The following is a 22553-nucleotide window of genomic DNA, read 5'->3' on the forward strand; positions in this document are numbered from 1 at the left end:
GTTTCTGGTTTCAGGTCGCTCCTAGCGAAATTTAGAGCGAAAAATCCCCTGACGACGAGCGCCATATGTTGGTTTAGTAACAAGGGGATTTTTATAGGCGGCACACGGGATGTGTGCCGCTAGAAATGAACTTCTACTTATTTAACTGGTTTTAGGTCCAGTACGTGAAGTAGACGCTCTGGGATACCAGCCCAAATGTTTGGACGGCCCTTAGGATTTTCTTCGTTCCACCAACCAGTGAAGCGAGTTGTGTTGTATTGGTACATGTAAGCACCAGACATCACAGGGATAGTCACTTGGTCTTGAGCGATGATTTGCTGAATACCGTGAGCGATTTCTAGCTGCTCTTGCTTGTCAGCTGTCTTGTAGAAGCTGTTTAGAAGACCATCTAGCTTGTCGTTCTTGTAGAAGTGCATCGCGAAGCGAGGCATACCGTCACCAGATTGTAGTGCTGAGTTGTAAGCACTGTTCCAGTAAGTGTATGGGTCTGCACCGTGGAAGTAGTTGGTGTACGCAACGTCGTAAGTACCTTCAAGCATTGCTTGGTTGTACACAGAGAAGTCTGGTGTACGAGCACGTGCTTTGATGCCTACTTCTGCAAGTTGCTCAACAGCAAGCTGTACAGTGTTGTTGAAGTCAGTCCAACCGTTTGGAGATTGGATTAGTAGCTCGAAAGACTTACCAGATGGCGTGTCAACGAAACCGTCTTTGTTTACGTCTTTAAAGCCCGCTTTCGCTAGAAGTTTCTTAGCGCCTTCAGCGTTGTAAGAGTTGTAACCCTTGAACTTGTCGTGAGTCTTCTCGTCAGACCAAGCTTCGAATGCGTAGCCAAGACCAGATGCGAAGTCGTTCACTGTACCGCCGCCGTAGAATGCAATATCAATGATAGTTTGACGGTCAAGAGCCATAGAGAATGCGCGACGGAAGTCAACGTTAGTTAGTGCTTCGTTTTTCGCTGCATCTGGGTTCTTGAAGTTTACTACGAACGCTTGAGTACCTGCTGGCGGGTACCAGTAGTGGTGTTTAGGGCTCGCTGCTGCGTAAGTGCGGTCGATGTCTGGAACGAATGAAGAAGTCCAGTCCATTTCGCCGTTAACAATCTTACCTAGGAACTGGTCATTGTTCGCGATTTGAGGAACACGTAGACAATCAACGTCTAGGTTCGCTGCATCCCAGTAGTTCGGGTTTTCACACTGGATGTACAGTTGAGGAGTGAAAGTGTCGATCACTGTGAATGGGCCAGAACCTACTGGGTTTTCGTTAGTGAATGTTGATGGATCTTTCACTTTGCTCCATACGTGCTTAGGTACAACTGGTACTTTAGCAATTTCGTAAGGAACGTTTGAGTTTGCTTCGCTTAGACGGAACTTAACTTGGTAATCGTTAACTTTCTCTACGCCAGTTACCCAAGAGTTGATACCAGATTGGTCTAGCTCTGGCTTCTCTTTAACTAGGTTGAAAGAGTAAACAACGTCATCAGCGGTAAACGCTTCGCCGTCAGACCATTTTACGCCTTTACGGATATCGAAAGTTACGCTCATTAGGTCGTCAGACATTTGGAAGTTTTCTGCTAGACGGAATACCGGTGTGTTACCGTGCATTTCGTTGAAAACAACTAGTGGCTCGTAGATAAAGTCAGTAGTTGTGTGCAGGTTTGTTGCACCCAAGAAAGGGTTAAAGTTACGAACAAAAGTTGTAAACTCTTTAGGGTGGATAGTCAGTTCACTGCGCTCAGCGGCTGTAGCTACTGATGCAAAACCTGTAGTAGCCGTTGCAATAATTGCTGTTGCTAGTGCTGTTTTTTTAATATTGGCAAGCATAGCTGTTCCTTACTATTTGCTTTCATTTCACTAATGGAATTGAATGTCATCAATTGATAAACACTCTCCAAGGCCCACCTCTTCGCTCCACATTAAATTTGTTTCGCTCTAAGAGTGGCCTGTAGGCCTTAGGCAGGAGTAAGAAAACACCTTATCCACAAAATAATCAAACTCGATTCCCGTTAAAAACGTTAAAAACCGCACCAACTCCGTCATAAACGTCATTTTGTTCGTTTTTAAGCCTGGTAAGGCTAAAAAGTAAACGTTGATATGCGTCGCAGTTTATATCCACTTTAACTTTGTGTGTTAGTGTTTACTTACTCTTAATCTCTTTTAAATTAATGGTTTTGTGGGCTTGTAATGCTTTGGCGATCTGGCTCACACGCGATTTTTTTGTTAATTAACTAGGTGAAATTTAATCTGCCGTTCTGTTGTGATTGACTTCGCAATCTCCATCAAATGTTGGCCTAATTTCCCTTGCTGAGTAAAAAACAGAGGTTTTTAACAGCAAAATTTGGCTGCTGATTATGCTTTTTTTATGCGGGAAAGGAAGTGTTTTTAGAGGACTTTAGGGTAATAAATTACGTCTGTAATTATCCAGAAAGTAGCCGCTCAAATTCGTACGTAGAGGGTGTCTAGAATGGCTTTTTTGATAGCTTGTTTCCAACTCTACATGAACTGATAAAAGATGATCTAAGTGGGACATGGAGAGTAACTGAGTAGATATAGATTAGAGCCTGAGTGGTCGTCTTGCTATCTAAGTCGGTAAGCGTGAGTTTGGTAGTACATATAAAAAAGCCCCGCTAAATGCGAGGCTGTTATTTGTGTTGTGCAGCTAGCTTGTTAAAAGTCTCTGCATTTTGTCGCGCTGAGCTTCAATGTACGCACGTTCTGGGCTCTGTTCTTTACAGTGCTCCAAGATAAACTCAATCGAGCTTAATACCGTTCTCCAACGTGGTGTTTTAGGTAGTGTCTCGATACGCATGTATTTGTCGAGGGTACGAGTCTGCAAGGTACTGCGGTCTAGGTAAACACGCCACAAGCCACTTTGCTCAGCAAACGCAAACTTGGTTTCTCCGGTAACAGACTCCCAGTATTCCAATGCATGGGTCATGGTATCGACAAGAACCTCACGCAACAGCTCTTGCTTGTCTTTCTTGTTACCCAAAGCTTTATCTGCCAAGCGTGTAAACTCTCCGCCAAGCTCTTTTAGCTTCTGAAGTTGGTCTTTGTCGCCATCGAATGCGTAGCATGAAAGCACTTCAACTGCCGTCTCTAGGTTGTGGATACGAGCAGCGTTAGCTCCGCCGCCGACATTAAAGATGTACATCACATCCAAACCAGAGCCTTCAGGAAGTTTTAGAATGTCGGCTTCGATGTTTTGGCGAATATCTTCAATGTAGATATCAATCTTGCCACAGTAGTGAGGTTGCTTAACCGTCAAGAATTTAGGTGCGATCAATTCGTCTGCTGAAGAGCGCTTCAACTGTTCTAAGCTGCGTTTAAATAGCTTACAGGCCGCTTCATTAGCAAAGCGAATGCGTTGGTCTTCACGAAGACAAATAATGGCTTCTGGTGCAGACTCTAGTTGCTCTAGCAATCGACCTTGAGTCTCCAACAAGCTTGCTTCGACTTCTGCACGTTGGCGCAGCTCCGACTCCAATAACTTGTTTTCGATGTGTCGCATTTCCGCTTTACTTGCCGTTAGGTGCGCCTGAATACGTGCCGCTAGCTCTTGTTTGTTGAATGGTTTTGTCAGGTAATCATTCGCGCCCGCTTCAAAGCCTCTCACTCGGTCCTCTGTTTGGCTTAATGCGGTCAGCATGATGATTGGCAGCTCTGCATGATCGTAAGTTTCACGAAGCTCGCTACACACTTGATAACCACTCATCCCCGGCATCATGATGTCCAATAAAAGCAGTTCTGGCTTTTCTTGTTCAATTAACGCCAGCGTTTCTGGACCATCAGAAATCGTACGAACGCGATAGCCTTCCAACCTTAGGAAGCTTTCTAGAACGCGCAGGTTAACTGGTTCATCATCGGCAACGTAAAGCAATGGACCGTCTGGGTTCTCTGGCAGAGACAAGTCATCGTTGTTCTCAAAATTTGCCTCAGGGATTTGGAAGTGCCCACGAGCGGCAAGGCTCTGTGTGGCTTGGATCTCTTCTTCACTTGCCAGCGGCAGGGTAAAGCTGAATGTGGTGCCTACCATAGGTTGACTGCTCACATACAATGACCCACCCATCAACTCAATAAGTTGACGGCTGATTGATAGACCCAATCCCGCACCTTGACGGTAGCGACTCGCGTCTTGACCTGCTTGAATCAGAGGTTCGAAGATATGTTCTAGATGCTCAGCCGGGATGCCTTGACCTGTATCCACGACTTGCACTCGCACTTGATCGTCAACAACCATTGCTGAAATGACGATCTTACCTTCAGAGGTGTACTTGATGGCATTACCGATCAAATTGTACAGCACTTGTTCTAAGCGCTGAGGATCCGCTGAGACGGCTTTCAAATCCGCAGGCACTTGGTTAATGATGCGGATAGTCTTGTTACCCAATAGGTGACCGGAAAGCTCTAATACTAAGCGTGTGGCACTGGCTAAACTCACTGCTGACTTTTGGATATCCATGCTGCCATAGCGCATCTTGTGGTAATCCAATAAGTCATCAACGAGGTTCGCTAGGCGTTGACCACTCTTGATGATGATGTCCAATTGATATTTCTGGCTAGCCGGAATAGCCCCATTTGCGCCAGATACCAAGGTTTCTGCAATACCAACCATACCGTGTAATGGCGTGCGAAGTTCATGGGAGGTTGTCGCAAGGAACTCATCTTTCAGCTTATCAGCCAGCTGTAATTCTTCGTTTTGCTTTTGGATCAGCTTGATGTTGCTTTCTAACTCTTCATTTTGCTGCTTGATGGTTTGAATCTTTTCACGAATAGAGCGTTGCATGCGCTCGAAGCTGATCGCAAGACGCCCAATCTCGTCTTTTCGTTCGGTGTTAAAGGTCGTTTCATCCAAATCGCCTGCAGACACTTTCTCTGCTGCCCAAGTCAGTTTAAGCAGTGGTGAAGTGATGAAGTTCGATAAGTAATGTGAGGCGATAACTACCAATACGATCGCAATTAACATCGCAATCACAAACAGTTTTTCAAGCTGGTGGACACGTGCAAAGGCTTCTTTTTCAGGAAGTTGCACGACTAGCGCCCAAGTTAGGCCACGAGTTTCAATTGGCGCAAACGCCGCAATCATCTCTTCACCTAAGCGGTTACTGTAAGTACCTACTTCTGTGTCACCGGCCAACGCTTTATCCACGATTTCTAAGCTATTTTGGATATCTTCTTGTTTGGTATTGATCGTTCTAGGTTTGTGGTCACTACCAACGAGCAAGGTTTCAATGGATGAATCGCGGTTAATTTCCGCAATAAGCTTAGTAATACCGTTATTTGGCAAACGGAACATAGCGTAACTGTGGAGGTAGCCTTGTTGAACAATAGGCGCACCTAACCAAGCGACTTGCTTTCCGTTTTCGATATCAAAGTCAGACACGACCACTGGGGTGTAATCTTCATTGACTTTTCGGCGTGCACTGACGTCTTCTGATAAACGTTTAAAGGTACGACCCAACGCCGTCTCTTTATAGCGACCGGTTAGTAGGTTTGTGCCGTAGTTGTCATCTTTATTGATGGAGTACGTGACATTACCGTCAATGTCGACCAACAAAATATCATTGAAATCAGAACGTTTTAGCAGTTCTAGGTACGCCCAATGGTAGCGTTTGTGGAGTAGGCGGTAGCGTTCGCTACCAACATAGTTGGACGACTCCGGCAAAATCGACGTTTTGATTTGATCGCCACTGCCTTGGATGTAGCGGTGTTGTGCGTTTTCTCTCGCTTCGTCAATATCGTGCCCTAAACGGCTAAATGCGTTGACCAAGCCGTAGAAGCGTCCGCCACTGGCATAGGCAAGTTCTGAGCGTACGAAGCCCATCACTTCCGTTTCTTGCGCAGCGAAGTAGTCAATGATCTGCTGCTGCTTAGTATCACGAACAGAGAGTAGATGCGATGTACTCTGCTCTTGGAGATCTTTACTGTGTGATTGCAGGAAGAAAATCGCAGTGATCGTCAGGGGCGTAATACTAAGAACCAAAAATGCGGTCATTAGCGTGCTTTGCAGGCGCTTAAATTTCTGCTTTTTGTAGAATTTAAACATGGATAAGATTACAACTCGTTAAAGGGCAGCGACCGATTGGTTGGCGCTTGCCAAGGTTCTCGTTAAAAACGGGCAAGAAGTTAAATTCGATAGAATTAACAAAATTAACGAGTTTTTTTTCTTTGACAAGAAAGTTGATTGTAAAGCGTGGGTAGCGACGCAGTTTTTCTTTGAGTTGTGTAAAATTCAGCAATGGATTGCGCAGGAATTCACCTGCGCAAGGAAGAGTTACGATTTTTTAGCGTAGTAGATAGAGAATTTGTTGGTCTTATTTAGCGTCTCGCAATTATTGAATGCTTTCTCAATAATTGGCGGATACTGCAAGAAACTGTTCGCCACAATGACCATCTCACCGTTGGCCGTCATATACTTTGGTGCTTGACCTAACAGAGTTTCTGCTGCGTTGTAGTTGGTGTCTAAGCCACTATGGAATGGAGGGTTACTGACAATAAAACGGTAGTCTTGAGCCGTGTCTGTGTAGATATCTGAGGCAAAAACACGACCTGATAACCCATTCGCTTCGAGTGTTGCTTGGCTAGAGGTAATGGCATAAGCGTTAATATCACACATCTCAATCGCAATCTCTGGGTTTGCTTGAGCCATAAATGCACCCAGCACACCAGCACCACAGCCAAAGTCCAGTACCTTGCCTGAAAGTTTCGGTAAGGTTTCCAGCAGAAGACGACTGCCCAGGTCAAACTCACCATGGCTGAATACGCCAGGTAGACTCTTAACGGTAAGTGATTGTTCACCTAGTGTAATTTCGTAAGATTTAAACCAGTCGGCTTGATTGAAAGGCTTTGGCTGGTTAAGGCAAGTTCCCCAGTAAAATGAACAGCGACGAGCGGTGTCGTACTTCTTTACGGGACCATAGTCTTTGAACATCTTCTCGATGCTTTTAACACCTGAACGGTTTTCACCAACCACAACGATTTCTGTATTGATGCCTAGCTTAGCCATCAACATCGCTAGCAGATATTCCGCCTCAGCTTTAGCTTTTGGCCAGTATAAAAGGACCATGTCTGCTTGTGTTTCAACGTCAAACTCAGATCCAAAATGACTTTTCACTTTGTCAGAGGTTTGAATTTGGCGATAGTAGCTGTAGTTGGAAGTAAACACTTCTACAGATTCGCAATGCTCCACTAACTCTAGCGGGAACAAGTCTTCAACTTCTCCTGCGACTAAAACGTGTTTTCCGTTGAAATACTCAAGTTGGCGCTGAGCAATTTGGCTAGGTGCGATATAAGCAGACATAAATTAGGTTCATCAGAAATAATTAGGGGCAGATTTTCGCACAATCTGCCCCAAGCTTGAAGTGCTTAAGCGATGACTAGCTGTTGTCTTGCTGGTTTAGGAAGTCTTTGAACTCTTCTTCGTAGATATTAAACAGCACCATGGTCACGGCAAAGATCAATGGACCGTAGATAAGGCCAATCAAACCAAACAGGTGCAGACCACCCAGTAATGAGAAGAAGATCATAAGGGTGTTCATGCCGGCGCTACCTTGCATTAGCAGCGGACGCAACAGGTTATCAATAGAGCCAACCACGACCACGCTCCACACCGTTAGGAAAATGGCCCAAGTCGTATCACCAGTTAGGAATAAGTAAGCGGCTGCCGGAATCCAAATTAACGCGGTACCAACGACCGGAATGAAAGATGCGAAGCCCATCATGGTGCCCCAGAACAGGCCAGGGAAGCCAGCCAACCACATGCCAATACCGCCCGCAAAACCTTGAGCTATTGCGGTCAAAAATGACCCCATAACTGCAGATTTCGATACTTGTTCAATCTCGGTCAGAATCTTGTCTTCCTGGCTACGAGAAAGCGGCAAGATGTGGCGCATTGCTGAGATGATCTTATCGTGGTCACGCAACAGGAAGAACAACACAAACAACATCAGGAAGAAGTCCATCAGGAAGTTCGTCGCATCACCAAGGATTTTTGCACTGATAGCAACAAGGTTTGAACCAAATGATGTGGCGAATTGACCAATCTTCTCTGCGATAGCTTGAGGCTCTATTTTATCGAAAGGTAAGTACTCATTAACCAGCGCTAAACCTTTGACTACCCATGGGTGTTGGAAGATATCTTGGATACCACCATTGGTCACCCATTTATAGGTATTTTGAGAAAAGACGGAACCTTGCTGAACGATGGCAGCAAAGACAAACAACAATGGAATCACAATAATAAAGGTTAGAACCACACAAGAGAGTAGTGAGACCAAGTTTTTATGGTTAGGCATTTTGCTCTCAAACCACTCGTGTATTGGGAACATAAGTAGTGAGATAATAAAGGCCATTACGATTGAGTTTACGTAGGGTTCAACCAATAAATAGCAGGCAAAAGCAGCGGCGAGTAGTGCAACAACTAACACTCGGTGACTCGACGTGATTTTTACATTGTTCGGCATGGGATTAATCCAACTTACGGATGATGTTACGGCTAGCGCTTGATACCACAGCGTCAAACCTTTATTACTCTGCACCCACGATTCTTTCAAGCTTATGACATAGCCGAATTGGGAAGGTGCAACGGACCTTGTTATAATGACCACAAATCAGGCAGTTATCAATCAAGAGATAGAAAAATGGGTTGTTGTAACGGTGACAAGAAGTGTCAGAGTGAGAAGAAAAACAAACGCATACCGTGGTTTGGTATTGTTATCGGCGTACTCGCTATTCTCGTGATTTTTAATTGGCAAGCATAGCTCAGACAATAAAAAGGACCCTGAAGGTCCTTTTTGCTTTTGGTGTGCGAGTAAAAAGCTTATTTAGCTTCTTCTGCTAGAATCGCGAAACAGCGATCTGCTGCTTCTAGTGTTGCGTCGATTTCTTTTGAACCATGAGCAAGAGAAGTAAAGCTTGCTTCGAATGCTGATGGTGCAAGGTATACACCGTGTTTTAGCATTAGGTGGAAGAAACGTTTGAAGCGCTCAACGTCGCACTTAGTCACGTCTTCGTAGCATGTTACGGTTTCTTGGTCTGTGAAGAAGAAGCCAAACATACCGCCCACTTGGTTTACTACCATTGGGATACCGTGTTTCTCAGCAAGTGCTTTGAAGCCTTCAGCAAGCTGTTTTGTTTTCGCCGCAAGACGTTTCTCGTTGCCTTCTTCTTTTAGAAGGTTCAAACATGCAAAGCCCGCAGCCATCGCCACAGGGTTACCTGAAAGCGTACCCGCTTGGTAAACAGGACCTGTCGGCGCTACGTATTGCATCACTTCTTTACGACCACCGAAAGCACCCACTGGCATACCGCCACCGATCACTTTACCTAGGGTCGTTAGATCTGGTTTGATGTTGTAGTGTGCTTGTGCGCCGCCTAGTGCTACGCGGAAGCCTGTCATTACTTCATCAAAAATCAGTAGCGCGCCTTCTTGGTCACAGATTTCACGAAGACCTTCGTGGAAACCTTCTACTGGTGGGATACAGTTCATGTTGCCCGCTACTGGCTCAACGATGATACATGCGATTTCGCCTTTGTTTGCTGCGAATAGTTCACGTACTGAATCTAGGTCGTTGAATGTTGCCGTTAGCGTATGCTTAGCAAAATCTGCAGGAACGCCAGGAGAGCTTGGTTGACCTAGAGTTAGTGCGCCAGAACCCGCTTTTACTAGCAAGCTGTCAGCGTGACCGTGGTAACAACCTTCAAATTTCATGATCTTGTCACGACCAGTGAAGCCACGAGCTAGACGGATAGCACTCATGGTTGCTTCTGTACCAGAGCTCACCATGCGGATTTGTTCCATTGATGGCACTAGTTCAGATACAAGCTCAGCCATCGCAATTTCCATCTCAGTTGGTGCACCGAAACTTAGGCCGCGTTGTGCTGCATCGATAACCGCTTCACGGATTACTGCGTGGTTATGACCTAGAATCATAGGACCCCAAGAGCCAACGTAATCAATGTACGCTTTACCATCGGCATCAAAAATCAGGGCACCGTCTGCTCGTTCGATAAATAGCGGAGAACCGCCAACGCCGTTGAATGCACGAACTGGTGAGTTCACACCGCCAGGAATGGTTTGCTGAGCCTTTTGATATAGCTCTGATGATTTGGTCATGGGGTTATCCTCTTTTGATTGCTCGGACCAAGTGGAGCGCATTGTACCTAGCTAATCTCAAGTTAGAAACGTTTTGGGTAATTTATGTGTAGTCTGGCGTTGTAATCTTACATATCAGCATCGGATATAAAGAATCGGCGGTGAATACTTGAACGAGTTGGTCAGGTATTGGATAATCGCTCTAATTAGCACAAATTTGACGTCTTGCTTCAGGCTTGACGCATTACACGAGTGAGAGAGGTCTTCGTGAGCGAAGTAAACGTACCATTATCTTTTTCTGATGCCGCGGCATCTCGCGTTCAAACGTTGATTGCGGAAGAAGAAAACCCAGCGCTGAAATTACGCGTATACATTACTGGTGGCGGCTGTAGTGGTTTCCAATACGGCTTCACATTTGATGAGAACGTAAATGAAGGCGACACAACAATCGTAAACAGTGGTGTAACACTGGTTGTAGACCCAATGAGCCTGCAATACCTAATCGGTGGCGTGGTTGATTACACAGAAGGTTTAGAAGGAGCTCGCTTCTTCGTCAATAACCCAAATGCGACGACAACTTGTGGTTGTGGTGCATCATTCAGTGTTTAATTAACACGACAACAGGCAGCCAATTGGCTGCCTGAGTTTTACGTAGCAGGAAGTCACGTAAACGCACTCCCAGTTCCAAAGAGAGCTGAGAGCTAAAAATAAAAAGGACTTTGTATGTCTGGATCTTCTTTTGGACGTCGTATTGTAGAGCGTCCATGGCTAGTCTCTCTAACGCTTGTGATCGCTTTAGCTGCTTGGCTCGCAATGGGTCAACTTAAAGCACAAGACGAAACGGTTTCTCCTTCAAACTCTCAATCTGAAGACACACCTGTTGCTAAGGTGATGTTCAACTCTTTTACCGCCCAACCAACCAGCAAAACCATTGAACTTTACGGTCGAACTGCGCCGAATCGGCAAGCTCGTCTAGGGGCTGAAGTTGCAGGTAAGATCATCAGTTTGAATGTGCAAAAAGGGCAAAGCGTGAAACAAGGGCAGGTGATTGCCAATATTGATGAACGTGACCTAGATATTCAGCTTAAACGCGCCAAAGCGATGCTGCGTGTTAAAGAAAAAGAGTTTAAAGCCGCAGAGTCTCTGAAAAATCGAGGCTTACAGGGTGAAGTTGCGTTTGCCACAGCACAAGCTGCACTGGTTGATGCTCGAGCGAATCTAAGCAATGTTGAAACTGCACTCAAAAACACCAAAGTAAGAGCGCCTTTCGATGGCATTCTTGACCATAGATTCGTTGAAGTTGGTGACTTTGTTGGTGTTGGCGATCCGATTGCCACCGTTATTGACCTTGAAAAGTTAGTCATTGAGGCGGATGTGAGCGAGCGTCACATTCAGTATTTAAAAGAAGGCCAAGTCGCTGACGTTCGCACTATTAACAACGTTCACCACCAAGGCAAAATTCGTTATATCGGACGTGTGTCTTCAACTTCAACCAATACGTTCCCCATTGAGATCGAAATTGATAACCGTGAGAGTGCAATGCCGGCGGGGATCAGTGCCGAAGTCGTGTTGTCTTTGAGTGAAGTGTTGGCCGTAAAAGTGACCGCAGCCATGCTCGCGCTCGATGAAGAAGGCAACCTTGGCATCAAGACATTACGCGATCAGCATGTCCACTTTGTTCCGATTCAACTTGTGAAAGCCGAAAAAGATGGCGTTTGGTTGTCTGGATTGGGCGACCAAGTGGACATCATTGTGCTCGGACAAGGTTTTGCGCGTGATGGTGATTTAGTGATGGCGACCAAGGTGGATGATGCCATCGAAGCCGCGAATCAGCAGTAAGGAGGCAATATGTTTGCTTTGATTGATGCTGCGTTATCGCGTGCACGTACCATGCTCACCTTATTGGTGATGATTTTGATTGCTGGAGTGATCACCTACATCACGATTCCCAAAGAGTCGAGTCCCGACATCACCATTCCTATTATTTATGTTTCCGTTGGGCATCAGGGTATTTCACCAACAGATGCAGAACGTTTATTGGTACGCCCAATAGAGCAAGAGTTGCGTTCTATTGAAGGTGTAAAAGAAATGACTGCTGTAGCTTCAGAAGGTCATGCCTCGGTCACGCTTGAATTTAGTGTGGGTGTTGATCTGGCCGAGGCGATGGCGGATGTGCGCGATGCTGTGGATCTGGCCAAACCTAAATTGCCTGAAGACAGTGATGAGCCAACCGTAAATGAAGTGACATTCGCATCAGAAGAACCGGTTTTGACGGTGGTTTTGTATGGCACAGTGCCCGAGCGCACTACCGTACAAATCGCTCGCGCATTACGAGATAAGTTAGAAAGCTATCGTCAGGTGTTAGAAGTCGATATTGCTGGTGATCGAGAAGACATCGTAGAGATCGTGGTCGATCCGCTGTTGATGGAAAGCTATGGCTTAGATCAAGCTGACATCTACAACTTGATTGCTCTCAACAACCGAGTTGTGGCTGCGGGTTTTGTCGATACGGGATATGGTCGTTTCTCGGTTAAAGTTCCTTCTGTGTTTGACTCTCTTAAAGACGTACTAGAGCTACCTATCAAGGTGAACGGTAAAGAGGTGATTACCTTTGGTGATGTGGCGACGGTGCGTAGGGCATTTCGTGATCCTGAGAGTTTTGCTCGCTTGGATGGTAATCCTGCTGTCGTACTCAACGTCAAAAAACGCGCGGGTGAAAACATCATTGAGACAGTTGAGTTAGTCAAACAAGTGATGCTCGAGGCACAAAAGCGTTCAGAGTGGCCGAATAACCTACAAGTCAAATACACGTGGGATCAGTCTGATGACGTCAAACTGATGCTCAACGATCTGCAAAACAACATTCTCTCTGCCATCATTCTTGTTGTCATTGTTATCATCGCGATACTTGGTGTGCGAACCGCTCTTTTGGTTGGTATCTCGATTCCGGGTTCTTTCCTCACGGGGTTGTTAGTGCTATCGGTGTTTGGCTTAACGGTCAACATTGTAGTGCTCTTCGCGCTTATTATGGCGGTAGGTATGCTGGTGGATGGTGCTATCGTAGTGACCGAATTTGCTGATAGACGAATGCAAGAAGGTACGCCACGCAAAGAAGCCTATCGAGACGCGGCAAAACGGATGGCTTGGCCTATTACGGCATCGACTGCGACGACCCTTGCTGCGTTTGCCCCTTTACTGTTTTGGCCAGATATTACCGGCGAATTCATGAAGTACTTGCCGTTAACCTTGATCGCAACACTGACCGCTTCATTAATGATGGCGCTGCTGTTTGTTCCGGTGATTGGTGGGATTATTGGTAAGCCTCAAGTTGTGAATCCAAAAAGCCAGCAAGAGATGGTTGATCTGCATAACGGTGAGTTTGATAAAGCCACTGGCATCACCAAGCTCTATTACAAGACACTTTCGATTGCGATTCGTCACCCGTTAAAAGTATTGCTCAGTGCGATTTTGCTCGCGGGTGGTGTTGGCTTTACTTATAGCAAAGCGGGCTTAGGCGCTGAATTCTTCCCTGAAGTGGACCCTGCATTCTTTACCGTCAAAGTGCGTTCTTACGGTGATTTATCGATCAACGAAAAAGACGTCGTGATGAAAGAGATCGAAAAAGTCATGCTAGGACACGATGAGTTTGAAAGTGTCTACACGCGTACCGGAACGGATTCAAATGATGGTGATGAGATTGGTCAGATTCAGATTACCCCTGTCGATTGGCAATATCGTCGCAAAGTGAAAGACATCATTGAAGAGCTCAAACAGACTACCAATCAATTCTCTGGCGTGGAGTTGGAGTACAAATTCCCCGATGCTGGTCCGCCAGTAGAGCATGATCTCGTTATTGAAATGTCGGCACAAAACTCAAGCATTGACCAATTAGACAGTGCGGCCAAAATGGTTCGTTACTGGGCTGATCGCAATCCCGCTTTAACTAACTTGAGTGATACCACTAATAAAGAAGGGATTGATTGGCAGATTGATATCCGCAGAGACGATGCTTCTCGTTTTGCTGCTGATGCGACTTTGGTTGGTAATACTGTCCAGTTCGTGACTAACGGTTTGAAGATTGGTGATTATCTGCCAGATGATGCCGATGAAGAAGTCGATATCTTAGTGCGTTATCCGCAAGATAAGCGGGATATCGGGCGCTTTGATCAATTACGCGTAAAAACGGCGGCTGGCTTAGTTCCGATCACTAACTTTGCGCAGATTAAGCCGGACCACAAGCAAGATACAATTCGACGTGTTGATGGTCGACGCGTAGTGAACATCAAAGCAGACATGGTTGAAGGTTATAACCTTGCCCTTGAATTACCAAAGATAACCGCAGAAGTAGAGCAGTTGGGCTTACCTGCTGGTATTGAGTTTAAAATTCGCGGTCAAAACGAGGAACAAGAAAACTCTTCTGCGTTTTTGCAAAGTGCTTTCATGGTTGCACTGGGAGTGATGGCTTTGATCCTGGTTACTCAATTCAACAGCTTCTACCAAGCATTTTTGATTTTAAGTGCTGTGTTGTTCTCTACAGTTGGCGTGTTTGCTGGCTTGCTCATCTTCCAAAAACCGTTCGGCATCATCATGTCGGGTATTGGGGTGATTGCGCTGGCTGGTATTGTTGTAAACAACAACATCGTATTGATCGACACTTACAATCAAATGCGTAGACGCGGTTTAGAAAAATCAGATGCGATTTTACGTACTGGGGTGCAACGTCTTCGTCCTGTGCTGTTAACCACGGTCACTACCATACTTGGCTTACTGCCAATGGTGTTAGAGATGAACATCGACTTAGTGAATCAGAAGATTGAGTTTGGTGCGCCAAGCACGCAATGGTGGTCTCAATTGGCAACAGCGGTCGCGGGCGGTTTGGCTTTTGCTACGGTGTTGACGCTGGTGCTTACGCCTTGTCTTCTTATGCTTGGTCGCGAACACAACCTTGATGAAAAAGAACCACAAACAAAAGAGGCAGCTTAGGCTGCCTCTTGGGTGTTGTTCTAAACAATCATGTCTTTTTACTTCATCGCGAGTAACTTACTGTAGCGATCCAGCTTCGCCATGCTGATTTTTGCATTCGCCATGAAGGTTTGCTTCGCTTTACCCGTCAAGGACTTCGATTGCGGCAGCTTCACGGTTCTTGGGTTCTTATGAACACCGTTAACCAAGAACTCGTAGTGCAGGTGTGGACCGGTTACACGGCCTGTACCGCCTAAAGTACCGATTGTTTGCCCTTGCTTCACTCGTTGCCCTGTTTTGACTGTGCGTTTCGTCAAGTGTAGATACTTAGTGATGTAGGTGTTGCTGTGTTTGATAAACACGTAGTTGCCGTTGAATTTGTTGTAAGCTGACTTTTGTACCACACCATTACCAGCTGCCCAAATTGGCGTGCCAACTGGCGCTGCGTAATCGGTGCCTCGGTGAGGACGAACTCTGCCCGTTACTGGGTGTAAACGGCGAGGGTTAAAGTTAGAGCTCACACGGCGGAAATCCAGAGGAGCGCGCAAGAAGGCTTTCTTCATCGCTCGACCATTTTCATCGAAGTACTTACCGCTCTTCTCATCTAAAATCGCAGTGAAGGTATCGCCTTGGTTTTTAAAGACCGCGGCGATGATCTTGCCGCGTCCAATGACTTCGCCCTCGACGACTTCTTCTTGATAAAGCACGCGGAAAGTGTCGTTTTTACGAATGTCCAAAGCAAAGTCGATGTCCCAGCCAAAGATGCCGGCCAATTCCATAATTTGGTTAGCATTCAAGCCTGATGAGATGCCTGCATTCCAGAAGTTGGATTTGATGGTCGCTTCTGCGTAGTTGAATTGGTAATCGACTTCTTTCTTGTCCACTTCAGAAACGTATTTGCTGCCTTGCAGTTTTATACGGAAAGTTTCGAAGGCATTGAGTGTACGTTTAAGTTGAATAAAGTCGTTGTTTTCATCAAAGCCAAATTGGAGTCTATCGCCAGGACGAAGTCGAGTGAGCTGTTGTTTGATTTCTTTATCGGAAGTAATCAGTTCATGCAAAAGGCGAGGAGACAGACCAACGCGCTGAAACAGAACCGCAGCGCTCTCACCATTTTTGACTTTATACGTTTCCCAGCGCAAAACAGAAGGGAGGTTAGAAGAAGTGCTGCGCTCGGGTGATTCTACGGAAATCGGTACCGAATAATGCTCACCAACTTTGAGTCGGCTTTGCTGCGGATCGAGGTCTTGCGGATCGGGTAAGAAAAACAGCGCGACAATGATAAGCGCACTAAAAAAACCGATCAGTACTTTGTGCAAGAGTGGTAGTCGGACAAAAATCGAATGCATGAGGTACTTGATTACTAAATTAAACGTAAAAATTGACAACTACCTAGTCTAACGTGTTTCAAAATGCATCGCTATTCAAGTAAGATGTTCAGCTATTATATTTTTGCCAAATCTGTGGGAGTGAACAAGAATGGCGAGCATTGAAGCTGCATTAGCCGAGATTAAGCGCGGTGTTGAAGAGCTGATTCCAGAAGAAGAGCTGATCGCAAAACTAAAAGAAGGTCGTCCTCTACGTATTAAATTGGGCGCCGATCCAACAGCACCTGACATTCACCTAGGCCATACGGTTATTTTCAATAAGCTTCGCTTGTTCCAAGAACTAGGTCATGAAGTGACGTTCCTAATCGGTGACTTCACTGCGATGGTTGGTGACCCAACAGGTAAGAACACAACTCGCCCACCACTAAGTCGTGAAGACGTTCTACGCAACGCTGAAACGTACAAAGAGCAGGTGTTCAAAATCCTAGATCCAGCTAAGACAAAAATTCAGTTCAACTCTGAGTGGCTATCTGAGCTTGGCGCAGAAGGCATGATTCGTCTTGCTGCGAACCAAACTGTTGCTCGTATGCTAGAACGTGACGACTTTAAAAAGCGTTACGCTGGTGGTCAACCAATCGCTATCCACGAGTTCATGTACCCGCTACTTCAAGGTTGGGACTCAGTAGCAATGGAAACGGACGTTGAACTTGGTGGTACTGACCAAAAATTCAACCTGCTAATGGGGCGTGAGCTGCAAAAATCTCACGGTCAAAAACCTCAAGTTGTACTGATGATGCCTCTTCTAGTTGGTCTAGATGGCGAGAAGAAGATGTCTAAATCTTCAGGCAACTACATTGGTATCAGCGAAGCGCCAAGCGAAATGTTTGGTAAGATCATGTCTATCTCTGACGATCTAATGTGGAGCTACTACGAGCTACTGTCTTTCCGTCCATTGGAAGAAATTGCACAGTTCAAAGCTGACGTAGAAGCAGGTAAGAACCCTCGTGATATCAAAGTACTGCTAGCGAAAGAAATTATTGCTCGTTTCCATAGTGAAGCGGATGCCGATGCGGCAGAACAAGAATTCGTGAACCGTTTTGCTAAGAACCAAATTCCAGATGAAATGCCTGAGTTTGATTTTGAAGCGGGTACACCAGTAGCAAACCTACTGAAAGAAGCCGGTCTATGTGCTTCAACTTCTGAAGCAATGCGCATGGTTAAACAAGGCGCAGCTAAGATTGAAGGCGAGAAAGTTGCTGATGCGAAGTTTGCACCTGAAGCAGGTACTTACGTATTCCAAGTTGGTAAACGTAAATTCGCACGAATTACTATTAAGTAATCAATAACTGTTCAAAATGAAAGCGCCTACTGGGCGCTTTTTTTGTATGAAAATTTGGTGAATCCGCAAGAGATTGACTGTAAAAGTGACTCGTTTTTGCTACTATACGCGCGCTGCTAGATGAGCAGCTTTATCGGAGATTTACATGAACAATACCGACCATCCTCCCAGTTGCTGGGTGAGTAAGATTAAGGGAGCGAAATAACCCGCTTCGGTATTGGCGATCTCCGCCTTACCTGAGTGGTGAGGCATCTTTTCTAATTTTTCCTTCTTGTTATTTCCCTTCATAAATTCTGAATAGACAGTGCTTTTGCATTGATGTTTTCGTGCATCCAGTGTTTCTAATACACGTAATGGATTGTGCTGAAGGCTATTTGCGCGCGTTGTCGATGGTCGTTACCAATGCCAATCGGGAGATTCGCCATGACGGTAATGAACAACACTTTTATTGAAACAACACCAAACTTCTCAGAAGTAGAAATTGGTGCCGCTCGTAATGCTTTTTTGCGATACGAGCAAGAGCAACAACTGCATTTACTCACGGTTATGCCTATTGATGAGGCGGTGGGTATTTTGCAGCATTGCTCGGTAGGTTACGTGAATAGCCTCATTGCACAGCTTGAACAAGCAGGGCATGACAAACGTGCGCGTCACTATGCTCACCAGTTAGGTTTGCATATGTCTGAGGTTGATACGCCAGACGGTTACCTTTCCACGAGTGTATTAGGGCATGTGAAGCAGCGTATTGGCTGGATCATTGCGCTTGCGCTGCTTGGAATTGTGTCTGGCTTAATCATCGCCCAATACGAAGACACATTGAGCCAACTTGTATTGCTAGCGGTTTACATGCCGGTAATCGCGGCAGCTGGTGGTAATACAGGAACACAAGCGGCAACCTTGGTGATTCGCGCTCTCGCAACGGGTGAGCTTAAGAAGCGCCAATGGTTGGAAGTGCTATGGAAAGAAAGCCGTGTCGCTCTTTTTATCGCACTAGCAATTGCTGTCGTTATGGTTGGTCGCATCATGCTATTTAGTGGCGGGCAATCTACAGGTGGCTTTGCGCTTGAGGATATCGCGTTGGCGATTGCCGTTGCGTTGTTTATTCAGGTGACCATTTCAACCACGCTAGGCGGATTACTGCCTATTATTGCTCGAGCTTGTAAACTGGACCCAGCCGTATTGGTGAGCCCAGTTTTAGCATCGATTGTCGATATATCAGGGATGTGGATCTACTTTACTGTGGTGAACTACTTCTTAGGCATTGCCTGACTAAAGCTCACAATGTCTTGATAGAACAATTTCTCAAACTGAGTAATAGGGGCGACAACAGGTTTGTTATCGTCCCTTTTTTCTGGGAAATAGTCCGAGACAAACTGAACAAAGACGGTGTTTGGTTTGCCATTCTTATCTAATCCATACCCGGCCATGTTGTAGGTTCCGTAAAGTGAACCGCTCTTCGCAATCAATTGTCCTTTAATTGGCGCCTTACGCATACTTTTGCGGTATTGCAAGGTCCCTGACTCACCAGACTTAGGCATGATCGCGATCAGGTTAAGTTCCTTCTCATGCTGCCAAATGTAACGCAAAATAGCCGCCATAGAAGTGGCTGAAATTCGGTTGTTGCGTGATAAGCCAGAGCCGTCTTCTAATCTTGCATAACGAATATCGATACCTGTATTGGCAAAGATGATCTGTTTGATGGCTTCTGTGCCATTAGTAAAGCTTCCCGGTTGAACAAAAAACTTCGCGCCAAGTGTTTTAGTCAACGTATCAGCAATCAAGTTGTCTGAGCGTTTGAGCATCTGATCCAATAATTGCGGTAACGGTTTAGATTTGTGCACAGCAAGCAATTTACGCTGCTTTTCCGGAGCTTTACCAATAAGGACATTCCCTTTTAATGAAATGCCAACTTGTTTGAGGAGTTTTTGCACTTTTTGGCTGGTGTAGCGCTCAGGATCTTGCACGGCGAATTTAAGAGGAAGGGGCTTGTCGCCACGGTCGACCAGACAGCCGGTTAGTTCATATTTGTTGTCTGGGTGAGCAATAAGGTCTAAATCACAGTGACGGCTCTTCTGAACGCTTCTAGAGACGGTTTTGACACTCGTGCTGACATTAATTGGTTGATGTTCAGGGACATAAACTCGCGTTGAACCGTTTTTCTTGGTGTAAATGGAAGCTTGAACACAGTTATCATTTAGAGTGATTGCGGACGCTGGCGCGCTATAACAAACCCCCAGAATATCCCATGGCCAGCCTACAGCGCGGTTGTACCCAGTAAAGGCGCTATTATCTAACCAAAGATCGCCTTTAATTTGGCTTAGTCCATTTTTCTTTGCTCGCGTCAGCATCGTTTTTAGATCTTGAGTGAGCAATGTTGGGTCGCCAGAGAAGGTAAGTATAGCATCTGAGCTCGAGCTTTCTAATGTGGTGCGAAATGCGAAGCTATTACCTAGTTCGAGCTTTGCCGCTAAAGCCGTGACTACTTTTAAGGTACTGGCTGGTGGGAAATACTGATCGGTTGGATGAATACCAGTTAGCTCACTTTGGTCGTTGAGCTTTTCAGCAATCAAGCTGACACGAGAACCTTCTGGCAAAACCTCTTGATGAGGATAAGCCATTGATGTGAGCGGGGCGAGACTAGGAAAAAGTAATAAAGACCAAGGTAAGCGCATAGTGACAGTTCGTGAGGTTAGTTATGCAATTGAGTATATACCGAAAAATCGCAGAATTCTGGATATAAAAAATGCCCGCATAGTGCGAGCATTTTATCTTCAAGTCTTAAGACTGAATTAGAAGTCGTAACGTAGACCTAGAGCTAGTTCGTCTTCTGCTTGAGCTTTAGTTGCTTTATCGTTGCCAGCACCTACAGAACCGAAAGTATCACCTTCAGAAATTAGGTTGAAGTTGTACGATACGTAGCCACGGAAGTTAGGCTTGAAGTAGTAAGACGCGTCAACAGCGAAGTTGTTTGCAGACGTTTCGCCGTCAGTTTCTGCGTTGTTGTATGTAGTTGTGAATACAGTTTGACCTAGAGTGTAAGCACCTGCTAGTTCGTAACCAGTGTAGTCACCGTTTTTAGCTGCTTTTTCACCGTCAGTGAATACACCAGCGAAGTATAGATCGCCCATAGTGTAAGAAGCAGCAAGCATGTATTCGTTAGCGTCAGCTTGGTCTGCGTAACCAGCACCTAGGTCAAGACCAGTGTCGCCTAGCGTGTAGATTGCAGATAGAGAGTAACCATCTTCGCCGTTGTCTGTGTAGTGATCTACAACACCGTCAGCATTTTTAACTTCTTCACGGTCAGCAAAACGGTAGCTAGCTTTAACAGCTAGGTTTTCGAATTGGCCTTTGTAAGAGAACATGTTGTCAGAACGGTCAGCTGCAGCTAGTTTGTCAGCAGCAGAGTTACCGTGGTAAGCCATGATATCTGTGAAGTCAGTAATAACGCCTAGTGCACCGTCGTTTTTACCGTAAGTCATTTCACCGAAAGCACCGCCTAGACCAGCGTATGCGTAACGAGTGTCTAGATTGCTGTTGCCGTCTACGCCGCCGTTTTCAGCTGTAGTGAACTCACCTTCCCAGAAACCAACACCGTATAGGTTGTCGTTGATTGCTTGAGTACCAAGGAAGTTTAGACGGATACGAGAGTTGTCCGCTACGTCGCCATCTTTCATAGATAGACGTGCTTCAGCACGGCCGCCCATTTCTAGAGAAGTGCCGTCTTGGTTGTAAAGCTCAGCTGCGTTAACGCCAGTTGCCATAGCTGCTGCAGATACAGAAAGAGCAATTAGAGTCTTTTTCATCTTATTTGTCCTAGTTAGCTGTCCATAATCATTGTTTTATGGGGGAGAGGTTATCTCTCACAAGTTGTTGTTGTGCGTATAGTTTCACTCGTGAGAATCGCCCACATTCGAAAAAGCTATGACGTAACAACTTGCCGGACATGTTTTACTGCTAAAGTTTCCTTATGAGTTAGTAAAATGATATAAATCCAACTAATGAACAGTGTTCAATTGTGTGGTTGCTTGTCTCAACTGGTTGTATTTTAACGGTTTGTTTCGGTATGACATTGGCCTGACATTGATTTGTTTTTATCTTTCTTGAGGTTTTTTATGTAATGAACAGTGTTGTTTTTCAATAAATTGCGATGATGGTTAAATCTAAAAACAATTGATGGCGCGTTATTAACCACACAACTAGGCAGCAAAATCGAATTAAGGTGATTTCATACCCTAGTTTGTTTAAACTAATCAAAACAGAATCTTTGAACGTACTACCCAGTCACCATGATTGGGTGGGCTTTTTTTGTCCAAAGACACCTTTGGCCTTGAGGTTATATAATGGAAAAAGTTCCAATGACACTGCGTGGCGAACAACTGCTACGTACTGAGCTAGATCGTCTACTAAAGCTTCGCCCACAAATTTCAGAAGCAATCGCAGAAGCGCGTGAACTAGGCGACTTGAAGGAAAATGCAGAATACCACGCAGCTCGTGAAGAGCAGGGTATCTGTGAAGCACAAATCCGTGACATTGAATACAAGCTATCTGTAGCTCAAGTCATTGATGTAACAACGATGGACAACACTGGTAAAGTGATTTTTGGTTCAACGGTTACTCTAATTGACTGTGATACAGAAGAAGAGAAAACGTACCAAATTGTTGGTGACGATGAAGCAGATATCAAAGCCGGCCGCATTTCAATCAGTTCTCCAATCGCACGTGGCTTGATCGGTAAGATGGAAGGTGACGAAGTCGTTATTCAAACCCCAGGCGGTGCGAAAGACTTCGAAATCGATAGCGTTGAATATATCTAATTAAAACCAGTCTGTTTTAAT

At 45.4% G+C, this 22553-nt stretch carries 14 protein-coding genes; 6 read left to right on the top strand and 8 right to left on the bottom strand.

Going from position 1 to position 22553, the window contains the following annotated elements; translation table 11 throughout:
• Window positions 1-137: 137 nt before the first annotated feature.
• The 5 genes from KIT90_RS21410 to hemL all read right to left on the bottom strand — a co-directional run bounded on the left by KIT90_RS21410 (window position 138) and on the right by hemL (window position 10110).
• Window positions 138-1820: an ABC transporter substrate-binding protein gene (locus KIT90_RS21410; protein WP_020196582.1), complete on the bottom strand. Its 1683-nt coding sequence runs from the start codon at window positions 1818-1820 to the stop codon at window positions 138-140.
• Between the two features lie 835 nt (window positions 1821-2655).
• Window positions 2656-6042: a response regulator gene (locus KIT90_RS21415; RefSeq protein ID WP_039840258.1), complete on the bottom strand. Its 3387-nt coding sequence runs from the start codon at window positions 6040-6042 to the stop codon at window positions 2656-2658.
• 228 nt (window positions 6043-6270) lie between these two features.
• On the bottom strand, window positions 6271-7296 hold the full coding sequence (gene rsmC / locus KIT90_RS21420) for a 16S rRNA (guanine(1207)-N(2))-methyltransferase RsmC (protein ID WP_285378620.1): 1026 nt from the start codon (window positions 7294-7296) through the stop codon (window positions 6271-6273).
• Window positions 7297-7372: 76 nt separating this feature from the next.
• A complete protein-coding gene (locus tag KIT90_RS21425) occupies window positions 7373-8458 on the bottom strand; it encodes an AI-2E family transporter (protein ID WP_009707537.1) in 1086 nt (361 codons plus the stop codon).
• A gap of 356 nt (window positions 8459-8814) precedes the next feature.
• The gene (gene hemL / locus KIT90_RS21430) at window positions 8815-10110 is read right to left on the bottom strand and encodes a glutamate-1-semialdehyde 2,1-aminomutase (protein WP_009707535.1); all 1296 of its coding nucleotides are present in this window, start codon (window positions 10108-10110) and stop codon (window positions 8815-8817) included.
• A 246-nt stretch (window positions 10111-10356) separates the two neighbouring features.
• Here hemL and erpA point away from each other — a divergent pair, with 246 nt between their 5' ends.
• The 3 genes from erpA (at window position 10357) to KIT90_RS21445 (ending at window position 15072) form a co-directional block, all read left to right on the top strand.
• Window positions 10357-10698 (top strand): iron-sulfur cluster insertion protein ErpA, encoded by a 342-nt coding sequence (gene erpA / locus KIT90_RS21435; protein WP_005439421.1) that lies wholly within the window; start codon window positions 10357-10359, stop codon window positions 10696-10698.
• A 114-nt stretch (window positions 10699-10812) separates the two neighbouring features.
• Window positions 10813-11928 (top strand): efflux RND transporter periplasmic adaptor subunit, encoded by a 1116-nt coding sequence (locus KIT90_RS21440; protein ID WP_285378621.1) that lies wholly within the window; start codon window positions 10813-10815, stop codon window positions 11926-11928.
• A gap of 9 nt (window positions 11929-11937) precedes the next feature.
• Entirely contained in the window at window positions 11938-15072 is a 3135-nt protein-coding gene (locus tag KIT90_RS21445) for an efflux RND transporter permease subunit (protein WP_285378622.1), read from the top strand.
• A gap of 38 nt (window positions 15073-15110) precedes the next feature.
• Here the strand turns inward: KIT90_RS21445 and KIT90_RS21450 are convergent, their stop codons facing one another.
• Window positions 15111-16400, bottom strand: coding sequence for a peptidoglycan DD-metalloendopeptidase family protein (locus KIT90_RS21450; RefSeq protein WP_005439427.1), 1290 nt, complete (start codon window positions 16398-16400; stop codon window positions 15111-15113).
• A 130-nt stretch (window positions 16401-16530) separates the two neighbouring features.
• On the opposite strand from KIT90_RS21450, the gene tyrS reads away from it, so the two are divergent.
• Together tyrS and KIT90_RS21460 are read left to right on the top strand one after the other, a co-directional pair.
• A complete protein-coding gene (gene tyrS, locus KIT90_RS21455) occupies window positions 16531-17718 on the top strand; it encodes a tyrosine--tRNA ligase (RefSeq protein ID WP_005439437.1) in 1188 nt (395 codons plus the stop codon).
• Window positions 17719-18141: 423 nt separating this feature from the next.
• Window positions 18142-18987, top strand: coding sequence for a magnesium transporter (locus KIT90_RS21460; protein WP_009707532.1), 846 nt, complete (start codon window positions 18142-18144; stop codon window positions 18985-18987).
• On the opposite strand, the gene dacB is transcribed toward KIT90_RS21460, so the two are convergent.
• Both dacB and KIT90_RS21470 read right to left on the bottom strand, forming a co-directional pair.
• A complete protein-coding gene (dacB, locus tag KIT90_RS21465; RefSeq protein ID WP_285378626.1) occupies window positions 18966-20390 on the bottom strand; it encodes a serine-type D-Ala-D-Ala carboxypeptidase in 1425 nt (474 codons plus the stop codon). The genes KIT90_RS21460 and dacB overlap by 22 nt on opposite strands.
• A gap of 117 nt (window positions 20391-20507) precedes the next feature.
• Window positions 20508-21521, bottom strand: coding sequence for a porin (locus KIT90_RS21470; protein WP_041058710.1), 1014 nt, complete (start codon window positions 21519-21521; stop codon window positions 20508-20510).
• Between the two features lie 537 nt (window positions 21522-22058).
• Here KIT90_RS21470 and greA point away from each other — a divergent pair.
• Window positions 22059-22532 (top strand): transcription elongation factor GreA, encoded by a 474-nt coding sequence (gene greA / locus KIT90_RS21475; protein WP_005439449.1) that lies wholly within the window; start codon window positions 22059-22061, stop codon window positions 22530-22532.
• Window positions 22533-22553 lie beyond the last annotated feature (21 nt).

It is taken from the genome of Vibrio sp. B172a, from assembly GCF_030248355.1.
Lineage (GTDB): Bacteria > Pseudomonadota > Gammaproteobacteria > Enterobacterales > Vibrionaceae > Vibrio > Vibrio owensii.

Bases quoted from the DNA above. Each gene is read 5' to 3' on its own strand.
- KIT90_RS21410 (WP_020196582.1), bottom strand. From the start codon at position 1,820: ATGCTTGCCAATATTAAAAAAACAGCACTAGCAACAGCAATTATTGCA.
- KIT90_RS21415 (WP_039840258.1), bottom strand. From the start codon at position 6,042: ATGTTTAAATTCTACAAAAAGCAGAAATTTAAGCGCCTGCAAAGCACG.
- rsmC (WP_285378620.1), bottom strand. From the start codon at position 7,296: ATGTCTGCTTATATCGCACCTAGCCAAATTGCTCAGCGCCAACTTGAG.
- KIT90_RS21425 (WP_009707537.1), bottom strand. From the start codon at position 8,458: ATGCCGAACAATGTAAAAATCACGTCGAGTCACCGAGTGTTAGTTGTT.
- hemL (WP_009707535.1), bottom strand. From the start codon at position 10,110: ATGACCAAATCATCAGAGCTATATCAAAAGGCTCAGCAAACCATTCCT.
- KIT90_RS21440 (WP_285378621.1), top strand. From the start codon at position 10,813: ATGTCTGGATCTTCTTTTGGACGTCGTATTGTAGAGCGTCCATGGCTA.
- KIT90_RS21445 (WP_285378622.1), top strand. From the start codon at position 11,938: ATGTTTGCTTTGATTGATGCTGCGTTATCGCGTGCACGTACCATGCTC.
- KIT90_RS21450 (WP_005439427.1), bottom strand. From the start codon at position 16,400: ATGCATTCGATTTTTGTCCGACTACCACTCTTGCACAAAGTACTGATC.
- tyrS (WP_005439437.1), top strand. From the start codon at position 16,531: ATGGCGAGCATTGAAGCTGCATTAGCCGAGATTAAGCGCGGTGTTGAA.
- KIT90_RS21460 (WP_009707532.1), top strand. From the start codon at position 18,142: ATGACGGTAATGAACAACACTTTTATTGAAACAACACCAAACTTCTCA.
- dacB (WP_285378626.1), bottom strand. From the start codon at position 20,390: ATGCGCTTACCTTGGTCTTTATTACTTTTTCCTAGTCTCGCCCCGCTC.
- KIT90_RS21470 (WP_041058710.1), bottom strand. From the start codon at position 21,521: ATGAAAAAGACTCTAATTGCTCTTTCTGTATCTGCAGCAGCTATGGCA.
- greA (WP_005439449.1), top strand. From the start codon at position 22,059: ATGGAAAAAGTTCCAATGACACTGCGTGGCGAACAACTGCTACGTACT.